The sequence below is a fragment of the Arenibacter algicola genome (assembly GCF_018860365.1).
Lineage (GTDB): Bacteria > Bacteroidota > Bacteroidia > Flavobacteriales > Flavobacteriaceae > Arenibacter > Arenibacter algicola_B.
Window position 1 is genome coordinate 262,641 of the sequence record NZ_JAHKPO010000007.1, and the last position, 23,427, is coordinate 286,067.

Sequence of the window (23,427 nt, forward strand, 5' to 3'; positions counted from 1 at the left end):
AATCCCTTCCGACAGCCAAATAATCGTAGCCCAGTAATTGTTTCTAAGGTTAGCATTTTCTAAGAATGCCTCCTGTTGATCGTTGTCCAAAACGTGTCCATTTATAAAGACTACTTCAGGTTAGTCAAGGGTATTTGTTTTTTTTAAAATAATGACAATGGCGGCCTTAACTTATTCAATGGAATCCGAAAACTCGGTTATGGCTGTGGTTACTTTTTCTTTAACGGCAATGTAATCTTGTATGTTGCCGCTGAAGGAGGCATCCATATTGGTCATCAAAACATATCCTGAATTACCATTTTGATCTATTTCCATATGTGTGGAGATCCCAAAACTGTTACCTCCATGTAAGGCCTTTCCATCTTGGAAATACCAGAATAACCCATGGTTTTCTGCAAAATCCTGAGGCACTGTCCCAGCAGCCAATTGAGGGGCAAAGATGAGTCCATAGGAGTCTTTGGAAAATAAGACCGTGGATTCCCCTTTAATACCCTTTGCCATATCCAAAAGATACTTGCCCATGTCTTCATTGGTGGTATACATGCTTCCCTCTGGATAGGAATCATTGGCGTAAACTGGTAGCGGGGTGTCCTCATTTATATATCGCGTGGCCATTTCGTGGGTATTGATTTCCGAAATATTATAAGTGGAAGCATTCATTTGCAGAGGTTGCAAAATATTTTCTTTTACATAATCATCAAAGGATTGTTCCGTTGCCGTTTCAATGATATACCCGGTTAGGCCGGTAGCCAAATTGGAGTAGTTCCAGGTACTTCCTGGAGGCGTGTCGGCAAAATTATCCAAACTGTAAAGATCACCATCTTCCAGGAAATAGTTAGCCAGAAATTCTTCCAAGGTAAAAGTTTCTCTTTGTTCTATTCCAACTTCGTCCATTAGGAGGCCGGCACCGGCAGTGGCAATATCCTCACCAGGTATAATATGGTAATTGTGGGCCAAATAAACCTCTGGGGTATCCAATAGACCGGAGGTATGGGTAACCAAGTGTTTTATTTTGATGACCCCATCCGGTTGTTTAGGATTAATAAGTTGGATCGGCAAGATATCGTTTATATCGGTTTCCAAGGTGAAATACCCCTGTTCAATGGCCTTGGCCACCGCAGTTCCTACGAAAGTCTTGCTTACGGAAGCAATAGAATTTATGGTTTCATTGGTGTAGGCTACCTGATTCTGAATATTAGCATAGCCAAAGGACTCCTGATAAACAATACTATTGCCTTTTACTATACTGATGGCCAATCCGGGCATAGAGGAAGTTTGTACTAGTTCCCCTAGGTAAGCATTTAAATCGGCCGCGTTTTTAATTGAGGAAGGTTCTGGAGTGGTTGCTTCGTCATCATTAGTGGAGCAGGATGTTAACGAAAGGATTAAACTTAGAATTGATAATAGTAGGATTCTGGATAAAGTTGTCATTATACTATGATTTTTTAGATTTATATTTTTTTACTTGGCAAAGATGCGGTACCGCTTCTTGCCATTCGTTCTGGATTATTATTCAGGACTTCTTTTGTTGTTTACTTTGGTTCCTTTTGCACCTTGGATAAATAGATATAAGCAGAGGGAAAATTCTCCAAGGTCGGCCGGAGCGGTTATGTATTCGGATAAAGCGCTGCTTTTTTCGGGAAGAAGAAAATAGAACATGAAATCCAATAGATAGCTAAAACAGCCTACGATCAAGAATATCCCTATAATTTTGGGAAACCTATCCGATTTAAAAACCAAATAGCCTAGTGGTAGCAGCCAAAGTCCAAAAAACAACTGGGCAATGTGATATCCTTTATTATGCATCTCCAAATAGAACAGGACGGAACTATTAATCTGTTCTGCACCGTATGATGCACTATACCCATTTGGATTCAATAACAGCAAGGGGGCATAATGGTTAAGCATATTGATGCACATAATGGCTACGGCCACCGTTACGCTCAGGACCATAAGACCGGCCATAGCACGACTTGTTTTTTTGAACAATTTGTACAATGCCATGGGCAGCAGAAAATAAGCTAATTGCATTATTAGATCTGCAACAAAACCCATTCGGAAGAGCATTTCATTGTCCTTGATGTTCCTTACGGTTTCGGCGGCATTGGTTAAATTTACCAATGTGAACCGGACATATTTTTCGGCGAAAATGCCGCAGATGATAACCGTAAGGTAAAGTGTCCCCGCAATTAGGGCCATCCTTTTATTGTTTAACATAGTGGGAAGTATTAAAAGATTTTGTGTAGGATTGATGACGAATAAATAGCACTAATTTTATTTCAACGGATTGGCCAATTGCTCATCATATGCCTCCCAAAAGACAAGGTCCCGGCTCTTTTTCTTTTCTAATGGATTTTTTTTCCATTTTTTGGAAAGCAGGATATTCATATTAAAATAGCGGTTATACATGTCGGCCCCGTTGCCTATGTCCACCATGCCATAATGGTAGCGTAGATCCAGTAGGAGTCTCGATTTTTTAAACTTGAACTCATAGCCCATGCCAAATTGTAAGCCGGCATCCCAGCGACTATAGGTACCCAGTTCCGAACCGAATTCCATTTTGGACTTACCTCCGGGCAGGAGTTCATTGCTCTCGGTTTTTAATCGACCGCTGATGTTATAGCTAATTACCGGTCCCGCGTTTACATATAGGTTGCACAGATGCAAACGAGCCATCACTGGTAGATCCAGGGTGTTGAACCTGATCTTGGTTTCCTGGCCGGTAAGGGGGTTATTATTTTCCAAACGTCCTCCTTTCATTACAAAGTACAGCTCCGGTACCAAAGAGAAGTACTCACTGATTCCAGCTTGGAATGAGGCTCCGGCCTGAAGGCCCCAATACCCCTTTTTGAAATCCTTAAGTTCTTTGTTGTTGTCCCCATAATTAAGACTTGTTGGGGTATAGTTGATCACTACATCCATAAAAGTCTCTTGGGCCGTGGTTTTTATTATAAATAAGCCCATTGTAATGATGACTACTAATTGCTTTTTCATCTTTGTGATTGTTTTAAAGATTAATTGTGGGGCAAAGATGAAAATGTAGTGGGTGCCAAACGCCCGTACTTATGATTCCGAACTATTTGGGTGAAATTTGGAACTTGTTTATTTCGATTCCGTTAAAAGTGGTATTGTAAGAGTAGTGTTTTTCCAGGTACCCTTATCTTTTTAATCTGTACTCGAAATTTAGGGCATCCTCTGTTTTACCCATTGCTTAGGGGTCATGCCGGTTTCTTTTTTAAAGAAGGTATTGAAGACGGTTTTGGAATTGAAACCACTGTCGTAGGCCAGGCCAAGTAGGGTCAGGTTTTTATTGGCAGGGTCTATGGCCATTTGTTGAAACTCTTTTATCCGGAATTGATTTATAAAATCGTTGAAATTTTTTCCGAAATGGTTGTTCAACAGCCATGAAAGTTTGTTGGGGTGCAGCCCCACATTGGCGGCCAGTTGTTTTAAGTTTAGTTCTGGGTCAATAAATAGCTTTTCTTGGTGCATAAGTAGTTCCAAGACCTCGGAATAATGCTCAATTTGACCACTGTCAAAAGGCGATGAAGCTACGGGGCTTTTGGGCTCCAAAATAAATTCTGGCAAATCCAGGGTTTGAAATACCGAATCCTCTATATCCTTATATTGCCTGTATGCACGTAAAGGTTCCAAAAAGGGATCGTTTTTAAAATTGAACAATTGTCCAGACCTCTCTTTTATTCGATTATCAAGCATGTCCAGGGCAATTTCATGATTGCCATTATAAACCTCGTAATATAGGTCCCAAGCACGAAGACTTACTGCAGAGGCTTCCTGAAACTCTTTTTCGACCTCTTTTTTGGGAATATTAAAAACATTTTCCTGGTGCATAAGGTCGTAAATAGCCCTGTACGTATTGGGTCGCTCCAACTGCGGGGTGTTTTCTACAAACGCTGCCAATACATCTGGCTGCCGGTCCAAAATTAGGGATGCAGCCTTCATTTCCAATGCCAACGGTAAATGTGGATTTAATGATAAAGCCTTGTCAAAAAGAACAATGGCATCTTTGTAGTTCCTTTTAAAATAGATCATGTTGCCCTGGGTGAAATATAGGTTGGCGGATAGGGGGTTAATACGCAGTGCCATTTCGTTATTGGCCAAGGCTTCGTCTATCATTCCCAATGCAGAGAAGCCGTCTGCCATAGCATCACGTACTTCCGAGGAATTAGGGTTTATTTCAAGGGACAATTGTAAATGCTCAAAGGCATCCTTATAGTTCCAATAGCCCCAAAAACTTATGGTGCCCTTAACATAATGTCCCATGGCGGAGTTGGGATTCGATTGCAGCCCCGTATCAATGTGCCGATTGGCTTCCAGGAGTCCTTCATCCTTTTTCACATAGCCCCAACTGGCCAGCATTCCCAAGCACCAACCTTTTTCAAAATGGGCGTCGGCGTAGCTCGGGTCCAGTGTTATACTCTGTTCAAAATAGGGGATGGCATCCCTGACATCATGGGCGTTCCAGCGCATGCGCAATTCACGGCCCTTTAGAAGATGCTTGTATGCTTCAATATTTTTGGTAGGGGCTTCGATTAAATGTTCCTGCACATCAAAGTGCCCAAAGTTCTCCCGAATCTTGTCGGCAATGAGCAAGCTAATCTCATCTTGTAGTTCAAATATATCGGAAAGGTGGCGGTCAAAATTCTCGGACCAGATATGAAAACCGGTATCCGTACGTATCAATTGCGCGGTAATCCTTACCCGATCATTTACAATCCTTGCACTTCCTTCAAGCAATGTTTCAACTCCAAGCTCATTGCCTATGAGACGGGCATCCATATTTCTTTGCTTGTAGTAAAAGGAAGATGTTCTTGCAGTTACCTTTAGGTCCCGGACTTTGGTCAGCGCATTGATGATTTCCTCCGTAATTCCGTCCGAAAAGTACTCGTTTTCTTCCCTTCCAATGTTTAAAAAAGGTAGTACAGCAATAGACTTCGGATTAAAAGAGGTTTGCACTCGCTGGCCGGGGTTGTTTGTTAAATCGAAAAAATGAAATCTAAAATACAAATTTTAATCTAAAAGTATCCCGTTTTTATTGGCTCGGAAAGGGTTATATCCAGGAACTGTTTATGGAAATCAAGACATAATTGAAAATCAGAACCTTTTAGTGATAATCGGAACTTTTAAGGGTATATAGCTGGCTAACTTGCACTTGTAAAATAGTGCGGAACACTAAAAATATACCTTATGAATTATCCTTTTGTACGACCTAAATTTTATTTGAGATTGATAAAGGAATTAACACGGTTTATATTTCAACCACGGTATCTAACCTTGAAAGATCTAACTGTCAGGAATAAAATTTACGACACCTTGGGATTGTTCCTTATTAAACTGGTCTTTTCTCTATTGGTCGCGAATGTATTGGCTATTTTTTATGAGCCAAAAAATATCACGGATGCCAATATGGCGAATAGGTTTACTCCTTTAGTGTACCTGTTGGTGGGGGGTGTAATTCTACCCCTTTATGAAGAGGTGTGCTTTAGGTTAAGTCTAAAGTTTAGACCGCTATATGCAGCTCTTACTTTTGTGTCACTATCTTATTACTTGCTTACAAAAGGCATATACAAAACCAACCTGAGCCTAGTGGATGAAACTTTTTATACCCGGGTGTTGCTGTCACTGTTTCTTGGTGTAATTGCATATGCCTTAATGTATAGAAAAAAAATCGCCCAAAAGCTAGCTGTTTTATGGGAGAATAATATTAGGTGGATTTATTACCTTTCCTGTGTGCTGTTTGCCTGGTTGCATATTTTTAATTTTGAATTGAACTTGACCAATGTACTGTTACTTCCCATTATAACCTTACCCCAGTTGTTTAGTGCCACCATTGCCGGATATACACGACTAAGCTTTGGGTTTAAATATCCTTTATTTGTTCATATGGGTACTAATTTGCTTTTTATAGGCTTAACATTTCTACCGTTGGATTAGTTGGTTTGTAGCATGGATAAGAAAATATGGGGCACATAAATGATAAAGCTGCCAAAATTTAGAGTAATATTTATTAGCTGCTAGTGTTGTGCTGTTCTTAATCTGTTATAGTGAACAATTCCATGTTTTGCTCTTTTCCTTTCAGTTCGTTTTTGCCCAAGGATTGTATTTTGAATTCCGGTTCAAGGGGTAGGCTTTGGTACAAATCCCCGGAAATTAGGATGTCTACATTTAATGGGTTGCAGAGCCCCTGAATTCTAGCGGTGGTATTGAGGACGTCGCCCGTGAATATAATTTCCTTTTTCAGCTCACCTATTTCCCCTGTGGTTACCTTACCATAGTGAAATCCCGCTTTAAAGGTAGGTGTAATGCCGTAGTTGGAGGAATACCATTCTGCCCTTTTGTGAAGGTCCTTTTTCATGGCAAAAAAACATTTGATACAATTGTTGTTTACAATACCGGCCTCATATTGCCATGAGATAATGATTTCGTCCCCCACATATTGGTATATTTCCCCTGAATGTTTAATTATAGCTTCGGAAAAATCAGAGTAATACTCTTTTAACAATTCAAAGTATTTAATGTGGCCCAATTGCTCCGCTATTGCGGTGGAAGATTTCATATCGGAGAACATAAATATCCTTAATTCTTCAGTTGGAGTGTGATACTTTCCTGTAAAGAAATTCATTAATACCCCATGCCCAATATTCTCGCTTATCTCGGAGTAAAATAGGGATATTAAAAGGGAGGTAGCCAGCTGTATGTCCGTACTTAAATGGGTGATGCTGGTCCAGTATTCCCAAAAAATATCCCAAACGCGTTTATCAAAAATAGAAGTGTTCAATTCCAAACTCTTGGCTATAGGATAGGTGATGGAAGTAATGATCAACAGCAACAAAATGTAAAATATGGTTTTGTATACGATCTTCTTGGTAAAACTTTTTTTTGAAAAAACTTGGTTTAGATATAGGAGTTCTATGGTCCCAATGAGCAGTCCAACAATCATGAGGGCAGCGCTGGAAAAGAGGAATACCTCAAAATTCATGGCAATCCTGGAGGATTGGTCCTGGTCGGAGTTGCCCGCTGCGGCTTGCTCCACGATCCAAAATACCCAACCAGATACTAGCCAAATAATTCCGAACGGGATTATTCGGGAAAGGTTTCTTTTAACTTTGGGAGATAATTTTAAGGGCATACAGAAAAATAAACTCTTGGAAAACCATCGTAAAGTTAATGTCTTTTTTGATATTGTCCCTTAAAATGGTTTATTGCAAATTATTGTACTTTTGAAATGAGTTGTCTTTATAAGCAATAAAATCTAAGACCAAAAACTAATGCCAAGCAATAAAAACCGCCGTATTGCAGTCATAATGTTTACCGATATTGTTGGCTACACTGCTCTGATGCAGAGGGATGAAAATGCCGCAGCGGAAATGCGTGCCCGTCATAGACAGGAGTTCGAAAAAAATCATAAACTTCATAATGGGGATATCCTGCAATATTATGGCGACGGAACCCTGAGCGTTTTTTCCAGTGGGTTGGAGGCAGTGGAATGCGCCATAGCTATACAAAAGGCCTTGCAAAAGGAAAACGCGGTGCCGCTTCGCGTAGGGTTGCACCTGGGAGATATTGTTTTTGATGGAACGGAAGTTTATGGGGACGGAGTAAATATGGCTTCCCGTATAGAGAGTCTGGGAATTGCAGGTTCAATTTTGTTATCGGGGAAACTAAATGATGAGCTTAAAAATCATCCACATATTCCCACCTTGTCCTTGGGCCATTTTAATCTCAAAAATATTGCTAAACCGGTTGAAGTATTTGCGGTAAAAAATGAAGGAATACAGGTGCCCAGTCGTTCCGATCTTATGGAGGTCCCTGAAAATGAGCCCAAGTCTATTGCTGTTCTCCCCTTTGTAAATATGAGTTCCAATACGGACAACGAATATTTTAGTGACGGCATGACGGAGGAAATCATAAACGCCCTTGCTAAAATCAAAGGATTAAAAGTAACTTCAAGAACCTCTTCCTTTCACTTTAAAAATGTTAATCTTCCCATTGCACGGATAGGAAAGGAACTTAATGTATCTACCATCTTGGAGGGTAGTGTACGTTTGTCCAACAATAAAATGCGCATAACTGCACAGTTAATAGATGTAAAGGATGATTTTCATTTTTGGTCGGAGACTTTTGATAGGTCCTTGGACGATGTTTTTGCCGTTCAGGATGAAATTAGCCTGCTCATTGCCGAAAGGTTGCGGGAACATATTGGACATTTTGAAATTGAAGGCCAATTGGTCCAAGACCCCGAAGTGCCAATTGATATATACCAAGGCTATTTAAAAAGCAGGTATCATATTTTAAAGATGGGCAAATCCGATATTGAAACAGGGATGTCAATTTTAGAAAGAATTCTAGAGGATTACCCTCATTTTGCATTGGCCCATCTGGGGATGCATCTGGCCTACACCCTGTTGGGTACAATAGGCTTTGTGCCATTACATGAGGCCTTTTCAAAGGGACAGCCTTTTCTGGACAAGGCCATAGAAATAGACGAAAATTTACCGGAATGTCAATTACATCTATCCTATGCAAGCTTTATCCAAAACTGGGACCTCCCAGAAACCTATAAGCATTTAAACAAAGTGTATGAAGCGGGACCACTTGTTGACTATTACCCGAGTATGGCATCCACTTTGGTAGCCGAAGGGAGTTTTGGTGCGGCCCGAACCTATATTGAAACCGCCCTTCAGCTCGATCCTTTCTCTTCCATAAATTATCATTTGAAGGGATTTATAGATTACTGCGAAGAAAAATATGATGATGCCATAAAGTGTTTTGAAAAGGGAGTAGAACTCAAAGTAGATTTTAAAACATCCACATTGTATTGGGGACAGTCACTGTTGTTGATGGGTAAAGGCAAGGAAGGATTGGCCTTTTTTGAGAAATTGCCACAGAATGAAACCGAAGATATCATGAGACTGGGGGGGACAACAATGGCCCATGCGGTATTAGGTAATAAGGATAAGGCCGAAAAGGGAATAGCCAAGTTGGAAGTAGCCCTGGAAACCGATTTTATGGGGAGGGCTATAAACTTGCTTATTCTGTGCAATGCATTGTTGGGTAAGATACCGGAAACCATTAGGTTAATAGAACAAGGTGTTGCCCAAAGATTGCCAATGATGATTTACATTTTTGTTGAACCAATTCTAAAGCCCTTTTTCGGAATGCCTCGTTTTCAAGAGCTTAGGAGGGAAGTTTTGGGGGAGGGCAGTCAATATTCGACCAACAAAAGGAAATATCAAAAATCGTTATTCAATAAAACGCAGCTCAAGGTATACAAGAAAAACTTGGATCGGTTAATGTTGGAAGAGGAGCCCTACTTGGACCCCAACCTTACACTTCCGATTTTGGCTGAAATGATGGAAATTCCTTCAAATCATTTATCGCAGTTGCTAAATGAAGGGTATGGGAAAAATTTTGCCGACTATGTTAATACCTTCCGTCTGGAAGCTTTTAAGGCCAAGGTGGCCGACAAATCCCAAAGACATCTCACCATTCTTGCGTTGGCATATGATAGCGGCTTTAACTCCAAGACCGTCTTTAATACCTATTTTAAAAAGATAATGGGTACAACCCCCAGTGCTTATTGGAAAAAAATAGTGGCTTAAAAGGTTCCGATTTGTAATCTAGAACGACCAGCCCTGACATTTTATACATCTTTGTCTCAAATAAAACTATTCTAATTTAAGAATTAATATAGGTTTTATAACACCTTACAATTAATATAATTTTACCTAAAAATGTATAAAGATTTTTTCGTTGGGACAGCAATTCAGATAGCAATTATCATTACCATCTTAATTACCTCATGCTCCCGTAATGATACAGACTCTTATGAAAATCAATATCTGGACATACCGGATTCTGGTTTTGAAGCTATTTTAATAAAAGAGGGTATAGATTCGGACGGAATCCTAAATCAAAGAATGTTGAGGAAAGACGCGTCGGAAGTGAGTGTACTTGATTTAAATTTTTCAAGTGAGGCTGTAATAAGTGATTTGACCGGAATTGAAGGCTTTGTGGGGCTGAAGAAGCTATCCGCAACGCAGCAGGAAATAACGGGTATCGACTTAACTCATAATACTTTGTTGGACACTTTAGTTCTTTCTGGCAACTATATATCCAACATTGATATCAGTAACAACCTCAATTTAGTTTTATTGGATGTGCAGTCTAACCAGCTTAGTGCCATTAACGGACTTTCCAAAGCGGCTCACTTAAAAGAATTAAACCTATCCTTTAACGAATTGGAAGAATTTAGCATTGAAAATGAAACTCTTGAAATATTGAAAATAAGCAACAACTTATTACATTCCTTTGATGTCAAAAGATCTATAAATCTGAAAAATATATTGCTAACAACGAATGAGCTGACTTCTGCAGATTTTAGTACAAATGTAGAATTGGAAACCTTATTGATTTCTGACAATAAAATTCAGAATATTGATCTTGAACATAATACCGGTTTAACACACCTTTATATTTCAAGCAATTCACTTACAGATCTGGATGTGGGCAACAATCAGGAATTAATAGACTTAAAGGTAGATAGAAATCCCAATTTAAACTGTATCAAAATCCAAAGTGGACAGAACATACCTAATGTTTCAATATCCGAATACCAAGAATTAAATACTTCCTGTGAATAACCAATAATCCCATAACTCAAAAAAGGTTTCATATGTCCTACAATAGAATACAGCAATTGGACCTTCATTTTAAATCTTATCCAATACATAGCCCAGAAATACTATTTTTAGGGTCTCTTCAAGATTAATACTTATGTCATATAAAATAGAAACGATTTCCCAGGCCGAATACCCCGTAGTGGTTGAGGTTTGGGAGGCCTCGGTAAGAGCCACACACCACTTTTTAAGGGAAGAGGATATAGCCTATTTTAAGCCGTTGATATTGAACGAATATTTAAAGGCTGTACAATTAAGGTGCATTAGGAATGAGGTTAAGGAAATAATCGGTTTTATGGGAGTGGAAGGCCGGCATCTGGAAATGCTATTTGTACATCCGGCTTACCGGGGAATGGGAATAGGAAAAAGTTTATTGACTTACTCCATACATGAATTGAATGTAAATAAGGTGGATGTAAATGAACAGAACGAACAAGCTGTTGAATTTTATAAATATGTTGGATTTATAACAGTACGTCGGTCGGAATTGGATGCCACAGGAAAACCCTACCCTATTCTGCATATGGAATTACAATAGTAAGAGCATCGTTATTTATCCTATAGATGAAAAGAATTGCAATGCTTATTAGTTTAGGTACGTTAAGACATTTTGTTCCGATTCTTAAATCGGAACGATTGGCATAGGGGTGTGGGATACATTTGTCATAATAAAAAATGATAAAATGAAAGCGATCATAACAACAAAGTATGGCTCACCCAAGGTTTTGCAACTTCAGGAAATTCCAAAGCCCATACCCAAAGAAAATGAGATTTTGGTAAAGGTAAAAGCTGCCAGTGTAACCACGGCAGACACCATGATGCGTAGAGGGAAGCCGTGGTACGGTAGACTTTTTATTGGTTTAACAAAACCCAAGTATCCTATAGCGGGTACTGGTTTTTCTGGAACAATCGAAGCCGTTGGGGACAGTGTCCAACGTTTCCAAGTTGGGGATGAAGTTTTTGGGGAGTCGATATTTGGTGGAGGCGCCAATGCGGAATATTTATGTATTTCAGAAGAAGGTATAGTGGCGAAAAGACCTAAAAATGTAGCTCATGAAGAACTTGCTTGTATGTGTGACGGGCCTTTGACTTCTTGGAATTATTTAAAGGAAATGGCCAATGTAGAAAATGGACAAAGAGTGCTTATAAATGGGGCTTCGGGAAGTCTAGGTACTGCAGCGGTGCAATTGGCCAAAAATCTTGGCGCTGAGGTTACCGCGGTTTGCAGTTCTTCCAATTTTAACTTGGTAAGATCGCTCGGAGCTGATCATGCCATAGATTATACAAAGGTAGATTTTACTAATACAGCTAATAGTTACGATATTATTTTTGATACTGTGGGCAAGAGCTCGTTCCCTGAAAGCAAAAAAGTACTCAGTGAAAAGGGCATGTATCTTTCACCTGTGCTAAGTATGCCACTGCTATTTCAAATGCTGTGGACCTCTAAATTTAGTAGCAAAAAGGCAAAGTTTGGGGCCACCGGACTTTTAGCTGTACCAAAGCTTAGGGAAATGTTGAATGAGCTCACGGATCTTTTGATTGCCGGGAAGCTAAAATTGGTCATAGATAAGCGCTACACCCTTTATGAAGCTGACAAAGCCCACAGCTATGTGGACACTGGCCGCAAAAAAGGCAATGTGGTTATTAACTTGTAGTGAACTCTGGTTTTGAAATTGTTTTTTTTTGATCCTTAAAAAAATGATGGCTCCAGATTTTGACGACTGTATTTGAGACTATTACCGATATTTTTTCTTTGTTTTATATAGATAGACCACATCATTCTTACTGCATTGTTGAAGGAAAACTACATTTTATCCGAGGTTTGTTAGAGTTGAACGTTGATATTTTGAAACATGGTCATTCCGTGCTAACTTTATAATTGGAATTGTGTGTTAATTGCACGATTGAAATTTAAACCTAGGAAAAACCCAATCAAATTTAATTACTTCTCCTGTGTTATGGTGATGACTATGGAAAACAATAAAAATAAGGAATGAAAAAGAAATTCAACTTTATAGACCTGGTATTGACCTTTAGCGGTGCTTTTGCGGTTATTGTATTGTTATTGGTAGTTTCCAAGTTTGTATAGTAGCACTTGGTACTAAAATACTAAGGATATAGGAAAGTTTCTTAAAATTAGCGGTCCATGGATACCAATTTTTACGTAAATATAAATATGGTATCTAAATGGAACAATTTATTGTTTTAATCTAAATTTGGAATAATGTCAAAAACATCCGCCCGTTGGTTATTGGTATTGGGTCTGGTCATAGTTGGCTTTGGGGTCGGTATTTACTTGCAGGATTTAAAACATCAGGAAAGTACCAAGGCAGCCTGGAAGGCCAACCGTTTTAATGTGGCCAGGTTTAACAAGATAATGCGGTATGCCGGGGATATGAATGACCAGAATTGGTCTTCTATGAGGGACAGTATTGGTGGTCAATTGGATAGTTTAATGATATTGAGGTTCAGAAAAGAAGTTGATAGCATAAAAAAAACAAAGAAATAAAATTTTCGGCCTAAATTGGTCTTAGTTGTTTTTATCACTGAGACATGGTAATGATATAGGCAATAATTAACATAAGCAACCCAAAAGGGTTGCTTTTTTTGTGAATAACAGCATAAGTTGGTATTGCATTTTTAAATCGATTAGTTAACTTAGAGGAAAATAAATGTAATGGGCATAAAATTATGATGAGAACTGTAAACCTCACAGCTGGTATAGTAATGGCGTACAGAAAAAGATTAAATTGCTGCTATGGATATTAATTCGTGGGACTGGATATTCCAGCTGTTGGGACGCTTTCACCCTTTGGTAGTACATTTTCCCATAGGCTTGTTGGTGGTTGCCTTATTTCTGGAGTTTTTGACCCTGGGTGGAAAAAGAAAAGACCTCAGGGAGGGAATTAATTGGATGGTTTTTTTGGGAGCTGCATTCGCCGTGTTGGCCGCAGTCTTGGGTTGGTTGCTTCGTACCCACGACGATTATGAAGGCGATTTGGTTCTATTTCACCAGAATACTGGTATTGCCACAGCTGTTATGGCCATTGTTACCGGTTTCTTGTTGCGCACTACACTGAAAGGGAAATTTGACTCTTATTTATATTATCGATTTGGGTTGTTTGCAACAGTTTTGGTTTTGGTCGTGGCAGGTCATTTGGGAGCAAATCTAACCCATGGGGAAGATTATTTAACCAGTGTCTTGCCCTATAATCAAGATTCTTATGACGATGGAAAGGCCACGGTACTTTTGGCGGAATTAAAGGGACTGGATTCTTTGTCCGAAGCGCAGCAGGAAGATCTTAATTTGGGAGTTAGGGCAATTTTGGCACATAACTGCTATCAATGCCATAGTGAAAATAAGCAAAAAGGCGATTTGGTACTGGACAATAAACGTGGTGTTTACCAAGGAGGAAAGTCAGGTCCTATTATTGTCGAGGGCAGGCCGGAAGAGAGTGAGATGTTCTTAAGGGTAAGCCTTCCGCCCGATCATGATGATGTAATGCCAAAGAAAGGTAAAGTACTGAAGGATAGTGAAATAAAGTTGATTGAATTGTGGATCAAAAATGGCGCAAAATGGTCGGATGGGGCACTAAAGATTTTTCCTGAGGCCGAGTTGGCCCTCTCTCAGCCTGAATTACCAAAGGGTAGTATGGAGAACCATCCCATAGACAAAATAATGGATTCCTATTTTAAGGAAAAAAAGTTGAAATGGCCAGAGGTAGTGGACGATAGGACCTTTATAAGGCGTGCCTATCTGGATATTCTAGGTCTGCTTCCAGAGCCAATTACAATAGATCAATTTGTTAGCGATGGGGATAAGGAGAAGAGGACTAAGCTCATAGATGAATTGTTGGCCGATAAGCATAATTATACCCAACATTGGTTGAGTTTTTGGAACGATATACTCAGGAATGACTACAGTGGACCAGGATTTATAACGGGAGGACGAAAACAGATTACGGATTGGTTGTACAAGTCGCTTATGGAAAATAAGCCTTATGACTTTATGGTCAAAGAATTGATAAATCCAAATGAAGAATCGGAAGGATTTATCAAAGGGATTAAATGGCGGGGCTTGGTCAATGCCAGTCAACGTACCGAAATGCAGGCCGCCCAAAATATTGGTCAGTCTTTGATGGGGGTGAATGTAAAATGTGCCTCCTGTCACAACAGTTTTGTTAGCAATCTTACTTTGGAACAATCCTACGGGTTTGCCTCCATTTTTGCAGATTCCATTTTGGAACTCAATAGATGTGATATGCCCATTGGGAAACTGGCAGAAGTAAATTTTTTATATCCGGAACTTGGCTCGGTAGAGGCAGAGAGTGTAAAGGAAAGATTGCTCTTGCTCTCAGAGGTAATGGTGAAGCCCGAAAATGGTAGACTTTACCGAACCATTACCAACAGATTTTGGAAACGTTTTATGGGAAGAGGGATAGTGGAACCTGTAGACGAAATGGATAATGAACCTTGGAATGCCGTTCTATTGGATTGGTTGGCCGCCGATTTTGTAAATTCTGGGTTTGATATAAAAGGTCTCATGAAAATGATCATGACGTCAAAATCTTACCAACTGGAAACGACCCGATTGGAAAATCAGGAAGATTTGCAAAAGGGGTATGCGTTTAAGGGTCCCGTACTTAGGCGGTTAAGTGCAGAGCAATTTTCCGATGCCGTTAGTCAGGTAGTGGCTCCCATGTACTATGCGGCGGCTTATGATCCCAATAACGAAGGTCTGCCCTATAACCGGGTCTGGCACAGGGAAATTAAGTTTGATCGTGATGTATTGCCCGAACCGGGAAAGCGGTATTTTAGGCATAGTTTCAATTTAAATGATAAAGAAATATTGTCGGCGAAAGCATTGGTTTCCGTGGATCATTCCTATGCTCTATACCTCAATGGCAAAAAAATATCGGAAGGAACGGATTGGAGAAAAGTAGATAGGTTAGAGGTCGGGGACAAGCTTATTGAAGGTGAAAATATATTGGCTATAGAGGGCATTAATGAGGGGAGCATTGCCAATCCCGCAGGAATCTTGTTTGCCATGAAAATCCAATATGGGGATGGGACGGAATTGTTGGTCACTTCCAATGATAAATGGAAAAGTACTGATAAACAACCGGATGGCGATTGGGTAAGCTTATCATTTGATGATGGTAGTTGGCAAGGTGTCCGTAATTATGGATCCAGTAACTGGGACAAGTTGGTGAATTTCACTTTTGAAAATACGGAACGGGAATTTGCTAGGGCCAGTTTGGTAAAACAACATCCATTTATGAAGGTGATGGGCAGGCCTACTCGGGAAAATGTAGCCACCACAAGAGACGAACAAGCCACTTTGTTACAGGCACTGGAGTTGACCAATGGGGAGTATTTTAATGGCGTACTAAAGGAAGGGGCAGAGGCATGGCTGAAGAAGTATGGAGATAAGGATGAACAAATAGTGCTCAACCTATACCAAAAAACATTGGGTAGAAATCCAACCGATAAGGAAAAGGGAATAATGCTAAATGCCTTGCAAACGGATGCTAAAGAAGAAGCGTTGCAGGATCTTTTTTGGTCCATGTTTATTTCACCCGAATTTCAATTTATATACTAAGGAATAATGAATAAGGATTTACATACCAATGCACGTAGGGATTTTGTAAAGAAGATGGCCGCGGCCAGTCTTTCGGCTGCCACAACCAGTATTCCCCTTGCCAGTTTTTTAAGTTCCTGTAAATCTGCTCCGGCAATAACCTCCAAAGCTGATACCGTTATATTACTGTGGATGGCGGGGGGAATGGCCCATACCGAAACCTTTGATCCCAAGGCATTTGTACCTTATTCCAAGGGCGTAGAAAGCAAAAGGGTTTTAAGCACCTTTCCCAAGGTGCCCACTATTGTGGATGGCCTCCATTTTTCGCAGGGATTGGAATCTATTGGAAGTGTAATGGATAAAGGAGCTATAATCCGTTCTTATAAATCTGCAGATCTTGGCCATATCCTGCATACGCGGCATCAGTATCATTGGCATACCTGTTATGAACCTCCGCAATCGGTCCAGGCTCCACACATAGGTGCGTGGATAGCCAAGGAGTTAGGTCCTGTAAACCCTGTTATTCCTCCATTTATTGCCATGGGCCAACGTTTTACGGTTGGGGAAGCCGAGGAGCTCAAGGCATTTCATTCTGCTGGATTTTTGGGAAGTGAATATGGTCCGTTTCTAATACCCGACCCTTCCACAGGTTTGGATAGTGTAAGGCCGCCTCAAGGGATGTCACTAAAAAGATTTGAAGCCCGATATAAGCTTTATAAGGAGTTGGCCAATAAGAGCAAGATTATGGAGGGAGGCAGTGATTATCAAAGGGAATCCTTGATGCGCTCCATGGAGCAATCCTATCGGTTGTTAAATTCTCCCGAAGCCAAGGTATTCGATTTAAGCCAAGAACCTAAAGAGGTATATGACACCTACAATACAGGCAGATTTGGTCTGGGTTGCCTATTGGCAAAAAGACTGGCCATGAACGGAGGTAGGTTCATCAGTGTTTCAACGGAGTATGAACCATTTCTTGGCTGGGATACCCATGAAAATGGTCATACCCGCGCGGCGAAAATGAAAGAGCTTATAGATAGGCCTATTGCACAACTTATTAAAGATCTGGACGAGTCTGGACATTTGGATAGAACGCTGATTATACTGGCCAGCGAATTTAGTAGGGATGCCATTATGGAAGGTCGACCAGGAGTACCCGTACAGGATCAGGTTGATCAACCGGATATTATCGAGGATGAAAAATTCTATGGTATGCATAGGCATTTTACGGATGGTAGTTCCATTCTCATGTGGGGCGGTGGAGTCAAGAAAGGTTTGGTGTACGGTAAAACAGCAGATGAAAGGCCCTGTTCCTCAATTGAAAACCCAGTGGTGATTGATCAAGTGCATCAATCCGTATACCACGCTCTGGGTATGGATCCAGAAACAAATTATACTATAGAAGGCAGGCCATTTTATACCACTCCGGACGGGCAGGGCAAACCTATATTGGATTTGTTTGGCGAAAGAATAGTAACCTAAATTGCTTGCTTTGGTCCAATGTGGAAATATGTACCAAATAGGACCAAACTCAAAAGTAATAAAAATAAGGACCAGTCATAATTGGGGGAAAGAATACAACCCTGAATTGTATAAGTCTCAAAGGCTAGAATTAGCTCCTATTAAAAGAAACCAAAAGCCGCTAAAATCAAACAGACTACCACAGCCAATAGGATGGCAACCAATACTACGACCATAAGGCTAAGGAATCCATTGAGCACCCTTGTGCCAAAAGTAACATCTTCCATGATATTTAGATTTTAAAACAATTTAATGAATTATCCTCAAATTATCATGTGTTTTAGGGTCAAATCCGTTAAATGACCACCAATTAGTATACTTATCCGTTGTACTGTTAAAATTTTCGATAAAATACTGATAATCAGTAAGTGGTATTTTCTTACTTACTAAGTTTTTTGCTCAGTTCTTCCAATGTAATTCCTTTGGTCTCCGGCATCATGAAAATAACAAAGAGCAATTGCAATACCATCATAAAAGCGAAGAAACCAAAAACAGGCCCAGGACCTACCCAGGCAAAAAGTGCAGGGATAGAAGAGGGTATAAGCCAAGCCAGCACCCAATGTACAGAACTGCCAAACGCCTGACCGGAGCCTCTTAAGTGATTTGGAAATACCTCGGAGATGAAAACCCAAATTACAGCGCCCTGACCTATGGCATGGGATGCAATAAATAAGAATAGAAAAATAGGAACTGCCATGCCCTCCCAGTTTAAAATAAAAGCAGCAGCTACCAATGATAATGAAATTATATAACCTACAGAGCCAAAATACATTAATTGCTTTCTACCTAGGCGGTCAATTAGGAATATGCCCAATAGGGTAAAGATAAGGTTGGTGATACCGATTCCTATGCTACTCAGCAGGGCTGTGCTTTCACCTAATCCGGCAGCTTCAAATATTCTGGGAGCGTAGTATAAAAAAGCATTGATCCCAGAGAATTGATTGAAAAATGCGATTAGAAATGCCAAGGTCAAGGGAAATCGATATTTCTTCATAAAGATATTTTCGGAGGCTGCGGCACCTTCTTCCCCGTAAGCAATTTCAGCTTCCAATTCTTCCAATGACAGATCTGGGTTTATGGAATACAGTATTTTTTTTGCCTCTTCCGTCCTGTTTTTGGTCAAAAGCCATCTTGGACTTTTAGGAACGGTAAGAACAAATAGGGTATAGATTATAGCCGGGAAAGCTTCTACACCCACCATCCAGCGCCAATCGTTTTCGCCCACATTGCTCAGGGCGTAATTGGACATGAAGGCCACAAGGATTCCAAAAACAAGCATAAACTGGTAAAGTCCAACCAATCTTCCCCGATCTTTTGCCGGAGCAATTTCCGAAATATAGGCCGGGGCCGCCACTGTTGATGCACCAACACCCAAACCACCAATAAACCTGAATATTCCGAAGGTAACGGGGTCATTGGCAAAGGCAGAACCTATGGCGGAGATGGAATAAAGGATACCTATCCAAATAAGGGTGTTCTTTCTGCCTATTTTATTGGTAGGTATTCCACCCAGAATTGCCCCAATAACGGTCCCAAACAAAGCCATGCCTATAACTACCGTTCCGTGAAAAGCTTCCGAGGAGTTCCACAAAAGTTGTAATTTCTTTTCGGCACCTGAAATGACTACAGTATCGAAGCCAAATAAAAACCCCGCCAAAGCGGCAATAAGGGAAATACGAAGAATTTTGGAATTCATAATTTGGTTTGTTGATTTTTGTAAAGCTAACAAAAAAAGTAAACCAAATGTATAGACTATTTAAGATAGGGCAATTTTTGGGCTAAGGGTATCCCTTGTTTTGGGCTTTTGTCCATTTTTTGTTTTGGGAGCCACTTTTAAGGGTTCTGGTTTCTTGATATCTTCCTTTTTAGGCGATGGAACAGCATTTTCAGGAGGAGTAGTGCCCTGTTGTTCTCCCATCGGTTCCCTGCATGAAAGACAGAATAGGACAAAAGTGGTCAGGGAAACCAGGTATATAATTCGGGAATTTTGCATAGTCGTACATAGGTGTTCATAATAATGTACGTATGTATGTCATGATTTGGATGCTTGCCCCCTTATTTTCAGAGACATAAGTGCTGTTGATATCCCCGGTTCTTTTAAGGTACTCTTCGTCGTTTAGCAGGTTGTTGGCCAAGGTGAAGAATTCTTTTGGCGATTTAACAATCAATACTCCGCCTTTGATTACCAAATCTTCGGCTTCCTTAAAACCTTTAAAATTTGGCCCAATAATTACGGGGATACCGTATACTGCAGGTTCCAAAGTATTGTGCAATCCAGTAGCAAAACCACCGCCTACATAGGAAATGTCCGCATAACTGTAAATTTTGGTCAGTAGGCCAATAGTGTCTATAATAAGAACTTCGTAGGTGGATAAATCCTTATTCTCCAATTCCGAATAAAGTATTGTTTTCTTATTGATGGACGACTTAAGTTTGTTGATGTGTTCTGGTTTTATGTTGTGCGGTGCAAGAACAAATTTCAAGGAGGATTCACCAGCATTTATATAAGGTACCAATATTTCCTCGTCATCGGGCCAAGTGCTACCGGCGACCAACGTCTGTGCGCCATTTTTAAAATCTTCCATGAAGGCCAGGTTATTATCCCTTTCAAGAATTTCTATAACCCTATCAAATCTGGTGTCCCCGCTAATAGAGGTGTTCTTGATGTTGATATTGCTCAATAATTCAATTGATTTGGCATCCTGAACAAAAATATGGGTGAAATTGCCCAAGGCCTTGCGCATAAATCTACCGAAACTTTTAAAGTATACTTGATTGTCCTTGAAAAGAGCCGAGATAAGGATAGTAGGTATTTTCCGTTTGCCTAATGTTTTTAAATAATTGGGCCAAATTTCGTACTTGACAAAAATAACCAACTTGGGATTAACAAGGTCCAGGAATTTTTTAGCGTTTTTTTTGGTGTCCATTGGGAGGTAGGTAACCATATCGGCGGCGGCAGTATTTTTTTTGACCTCATAGCCTGAAGGCGAAAAAAAGGTGACCAATATTCGGTACGTGGGATAATTTTTTTTTAACTGCTCTATTATGGGAAGGCCTTGTTCAAATTCGCCCAAAGAGGCCGTGTGTACCCAAATTATTGAATCTCCGGGTGAAATATTTTTCTGTAAATAGGGCATTACCTCTTTCCGCCCATCTACGAAAAGTTTAATTTTTGGATGGAACAAAGCAATCAATTTTAGGAAAAGAGCGGATAATTGTACGGCAAAATTATATATGGCAAACACAGAATCTTCGTTTGGGGCTAAAATACGTTTCTTTATATAAATTCCATTGGCTGCCAATCCTTATTTTTGTAATATTGTTCGCGCCAAACCAAGTTTGGAATCTAAGTTTTATGCAATGAAGAAAATTCAAATGGTAGACCTAAAGGGTCAATATGAAGTCATAAAGGATGAAGTAAATGCCTCCATTTCCAATGTTTTGGAAACATCCGCATTTATTAATGGCCCCGAAGTACATGCCTTTCAAAAGGAATTGGAGGACTATTTGGGGGTGAAGCACGTTATCCCCTGTGCCAATGGTACGGATGCCCTTCAAATAGCGATGATGGGACTTGGTTTAAAACCCGGTGACGAGGTAATAACGGCCGATTTTACCTTTGCGGCAACTGTAGAGGTGATTGCACTGCTGCAACTTACCCCGGTCTTGGTAGACGTGGAGCCCGATAGTTTTAATATAGATCCATTAGCCCTGGAAAAAGCAATTACTCCTAAAAGCAAGGCAATAGTGCCTGTACATCTTTTTGGTCAATGTGCCAATATGGATGCCGTTCTTGAAATTGCTAAAAGGCACAACCTATATGTTATAGAGGACAATGCCCAGGCCATTGGGGCCGATTATACCTTTAAAAACGGTAAAAAACAGAAAGCCGGAACTATGGGACATGTGGCGGCAACCTCATTTTTTCCGTCCAAGAACTTGGGCTGTTATGGAGATGGTGGAGCTATTTTTACCAACGATGATGAATTGGCGCATACCCTAAGGGGAATTGTAAATCATGGGATGTACGAACGTTATCATCATGATGTAGTGGGCGTCAACTCCAGGTTGGACTCTATTCAGGCAGCGGTTTTACGATCCAAGTTGTCCCGATTGGATGGTTATAATGCCAGTAGGAGGGAGGCGGCAAGAAAATATTCCAAAGCATTTGCTGGAAACAAAAATATTATTGTTCCCCAAATGGCCAATGCCTGTAACGAGATTTGTGAAACTTGCGATTGTCATGTATTCCACCAATATACCTTGAGGATTTTAAATGGCCAACGTGATGAATTGGTGAAGCATTTGGCGGAAAAACAAATTCCATGTGGGGTGTATTATCCTATTCCTTTACATAGACAGAAGGCTTATTTGGATGAGCGTTATCAGGAGAAAGATTTTCCGGTAACCAATCAATTGGTCAGGGAGGTAATTTCATTGCCAATGCACACCGAGCTGGACGACGAACAAATTAATTTTATCACCGAAACCATTAACCAGTTTATTGGAGGGTAGTAGTTAAATGCTTTGGTGTGGTCAAATTCAATTTGAAAAAAAATGAAAACTAAAATTTAAAATAAAAATCAATAAATGAAAATACTCGTAACGGGAGGTCTGGGATTTATAGGTTCCCATACCACGGTAGAATTACAAAATAAAGGCTATGAAGTAATTATTATTGACGATCTGTCCAATTCAACTGAAAAGGTCTTGGACGGTATTGTGGCCATTACGGGGAAGAGACCAATTTTTGAGAAAATAGATCTTAAAGAAAGGTCGAAAGTTGAGGATTTTTTTAAAAGACATCAGGATGTTGCCGGTGTTATTCATTTCGCTGCATCAAAGGCCGTTGGTGAAAGCGTGGAAAAACCCTTATTGTATTACGAGAACAATATTGGTACCTTGGTTTACTTGCTCAAGGAACTTTCTAAAAAGGACAAATCCAGTTTTATCTTTAGTTCGTCATGTACCGTTTACGGTCAAGCCGATAAAATGCCTATAACCGAAAGTGCACCGGTAAAAACGGCAGAATCACCCTATGGCAATACCAAGCAAATGGGTGAGGAAATAATTCGTGATACCTGTAAGGTAACACCGGGCATAAATGCTATTGCGCTTAGGTACTTCAATCCAATGGGAGCACATCCGAGCGGGGAAATTGGGGAATTGCCAATTGGTGTTCCTCAAAATTTGGTGCCGTTTATAACCCAAACAGGCATGGGCGTAAGGAAACAGCTTTCGGTTTTTGGCGACGATTACCCTACCAAGGATGGTACCTGCATTAGAGATTACATTCATGTGGTAGACCTGGCCAAGGCCCACGTAGTTGCTTTGGAAAGATTGATGAACGGCAAGAACCAGGATAATTATGAAGTCTTCAATGTAGGTACGGGAACAGGTAGTACCGTTTTGGAGGTTATTAAAAGCTTCGAAAAAGTTTCCGGAAAAAAATTGAACTATAAAATTGTGGACAGAAGACCTGGCGATATCACTTCTGCCTATGCGGATACCACCAAGGCAAACAAGGTTTTAGGTTGGAAGGCAGAATCTACTTTGGATGAAGCCATGAAGTCGGCCTGGCTCTGGGAGGAAAAAATTAGGAAATAAATTCCCGGAACCTACTAATCT

General features: G+C 40.2%; 19 protein-coding genes. 10 read left to right on the forward strand and 9 right to left on the reverse strand.

Translation table 11 applies throughout. The features are described 5' to 3' along the window. Positions 1-171: 171 nt before the first annotated feature. The 4 genes from KO529_RS07855 to KO529_RS23660 all read right to left on the reverse strand — a co-directional run bounded on the left by KO529_RS07855 (position 172) and on the right by KO529_RS23660 (position 4,977). Entirely contained in the window at positions 172-1,431 is a 1,260-nt protein-coding gene (locus KO529_RS07855; protein WP_215947366.1) for a serine hydrolase domain-containing protein, read from the reverse strand. 78 nt (positions 1,432-1,509) lie between these two features. Further along, a complete protein-coding gene (locus KO529_RS07860; protein ID WP_215947367.1) occupies positions 1,510-2,217 on the reverse strand; it encodes a DUF4386 domain-containing protein in 708 nt (235 codons plus the stop codon). Positions 2,218-2,274: 57 nt separating this feature from the next. Then, positions 2,275-2,994 carry a porin family protein gene (locus KO529_RS07865; RefSeq protein ID WP_215947368.1) on the reverse strand — a complete coding sequence of 240 codons (720 nt, stop codon included), beginning with the start codon at positions 2,992-2,994 and terminating at the stop codon, positions 2,275-2,277. Positions 2,995-3,183: 189 nt separating this feature from the next. Then, positions 3,184-4,977 carry a helix-turn-helix domain-containing protein gene (locus KO529_RS23660; RefSeq protein ID WP_215947369.1) on the reverse strand — a complete coding sequence of 598 codons (1,794 nt, stop codon included), beginning with the start codon at positions 4,975-4,977 and terminating at the stop codon, positions 3,184-3,186. 231 nt (positions 4,978-5,208) lie between these two features. Between KO529_RS23660 and KO529_RS07875 the strand changes: the two genes are divergently transcribed. Further along, complete coding sequence (locus tag KO529_RS07875) at positions 5,209-5,955, forward strand: hypothetical protein (RefSeq protein ID WP_215947370.1); 747 nt, start codon at positions 5,209-5,211, stop codon at positions 5,953-5,955. Between the two features lie 97 nt (positions 5,956-6,052). Here the strand turns inward: KO529_RS07875 and KO529_RS07880 are convergent, their stop codons facing one another. Continuing rightward, positions 6,053-7,150, reverse strand: a complete 1,098-nt coding sequence (locus KO529_RS07880) for an adenylate/guanylate cyclase domain-containing protein (protein WP_252734343.1) — start codon at positions 7,148-7,150, stop codon at positions 6,053-6,055. Positions 7,151-7,289: 139 nt separating this feature from the next. Here KO529_RS07880 and KO529_RS07885 point away from each other — a divergent pair, with 139 nt between their 5' ends. The 7 genes from KO529_RS07885 (at position 7,290) to KO529_RS07915 (ending at position 17,760) form a co-directional block, all read left to right on the forward strand. Continuing rightward, entirely contained in the window at positions 7,290-9,623 is a 2,334-nt protein-coding gene (locus KO529_RS07885) for a helix-turn-helix domain-containing protein (protein WP_215947371.1), read from the forward strand. 132 nt (positions 9,624-9,755) lie between these two features. Next, a complete protein-coding gene (locus KO529_RS07890) occupies positions 9,756-10,664 on the forward strand; it encodes a hypothetical protein (protein ID WP_215947372.1) in 909 nt (302 codons plus the stop codon). 133 nt (positions 10,665-10,797) lie between these two features. Then, the gene (locus KO529_RS07895) at positions 10,798-11,238 is read left to right on the forward strand and encodes a GNAT family N-acetyltransferase (protein ID WP_215947373.1); all 441 of its coding nucleotides are present in this window, start codon (positions 10,798-10,800) and stop codon (positions 11,236-11,238) included. 145 nt (positions 11,239-11,383) lie between these two features. Beyond that, entirely contained in the window at positions 11,384-12,355 is a 972-nt protein-coding gene (locus KO529_RS07900; RefSeq protein WP_215947374.1) for an NAD(P)-dependent alcohol dehydrogenase, read from the forward strand. Between the two features lie 569 nt (positions 12,356-12,924). Beyond that, positions 12,925-13,209, forward strand: a complete 285-nt coding sequence (locus KO529_RS07905) for a hypothetical protein (protein WP_215947375.1) — start codon at positions 12,925-12,927, stop codon at positions 13,207-13,209. Between the two features lie 249 nt (positions 13,210-13,458). Continuing rightward, positions 13,459-16,302, forward strand: coding sequence for a DUF1549 domain-containing protein (locus KO529_RS07910; RefSeq protein ID WP_215947376.1), 2,844 nt, complete (start codon positions 13,459-13,461; stop codon positions 16,300-16,302). A gap of 6 nt (positions 16,303-16,308) precedes the next feature. Then, entirely contained in the window at positions 16,309-17,760 is a 1,452-nt protein-coding gene (locus KO529_RS07915) for a DUF1501 domain-containing protein (protein WP_215947377.1), read from the forward strand. Between the two features lie 140 nt (positions 17,761-17,900). Here the strand turns inward: KO529_RS07915 and KO529_RS23605 are convergent, their stop codons facing one another. The 4 genes from KO529_RS23605 to KO529_RS07930 all read right to left on the reverse strand — a co-directional run bounded on the left by KO529_RS23605 (position 17,901) and on the right by KO529_RS07930 (position 21,101). Beyond that, positions 17,901-18,026: a hypothetical protein gene (locus tag KO529_RS23605; RefSeq protein ID WP_258364872.1), complete on the reverse strand. Its 126-nt coding sequence runs from the start codon at positions 18,024-18,026 to the stop codon at positions 17,901-17,903. A 152-nt stretch (positions 18,027-18,178) separates the two neighbouring features. Then, positions 18,179-19,495, reverse strand: coding sequence for a sugar porter family MFS transporter (locus KO529_RS07920; RefSeq protein ID WP_215947378.1), 1,317 nt, complete (start codon positions 19,493-19,495; stop codon positions 18,179-18,181). 60 nt (positions 19,496-19,555) lie between these two features. Then, entirely contained in the window at positions 19,556-19,717 is a 162-nt protein-coding gene (locus KO529_RS07925; protein WP_215947379.1) for a hypothetical protein, read from the reverse strand. Between the two features lie 91 nt (positions 19,718-19,808). Continuing rightward, positions 19,809-21,101 (reverse strand): 3-deoxy-D-manno-octulosonic acid transferase, encoded by a 1,293-nt coding sequence (locus tag KO529_RS07930; protein ID WP_252734344.1) that lies wholly within the window; start codon positions 21,099-21,101, stop codon positions 19,809-19,811. 58 nt (positions 21,102-21,159) lie between these two features. Here KO529_RS07930 and KO529_RS07935 point away from each other — a divergent pair, with 58 nt between their 5' ends. Together KO529_RS07935 and galE are read left to right on the forward strand one after the other, a co-directional pair. Continuing rightward, entirely contained in the window at positions 21,160-22,314 is a 1,155-nt protein-coding gene (locus tag KO529_RS07935; protein ID WP_215947380.1) for a DegT/DnrJ/EryC1/StrS family aminotransferase, read from the forward strand. Positions 22,315-22,389: 75 nt separating this feature from the next. Beyond that, on the forward strand, positions 22,390-23,406 hold the full coding sequence (galE, locus tag KO529_RS07940; RefSeq protein WP_215947381.1) for a UDP-glucose 4-epimerase GalE: 1,017 nt from the start codon (positions 22,390-22,392) through the stop codon (positions 23,404-23,406). Positions 23,407-23,427 lie beyond the last annotated feature (21 nt).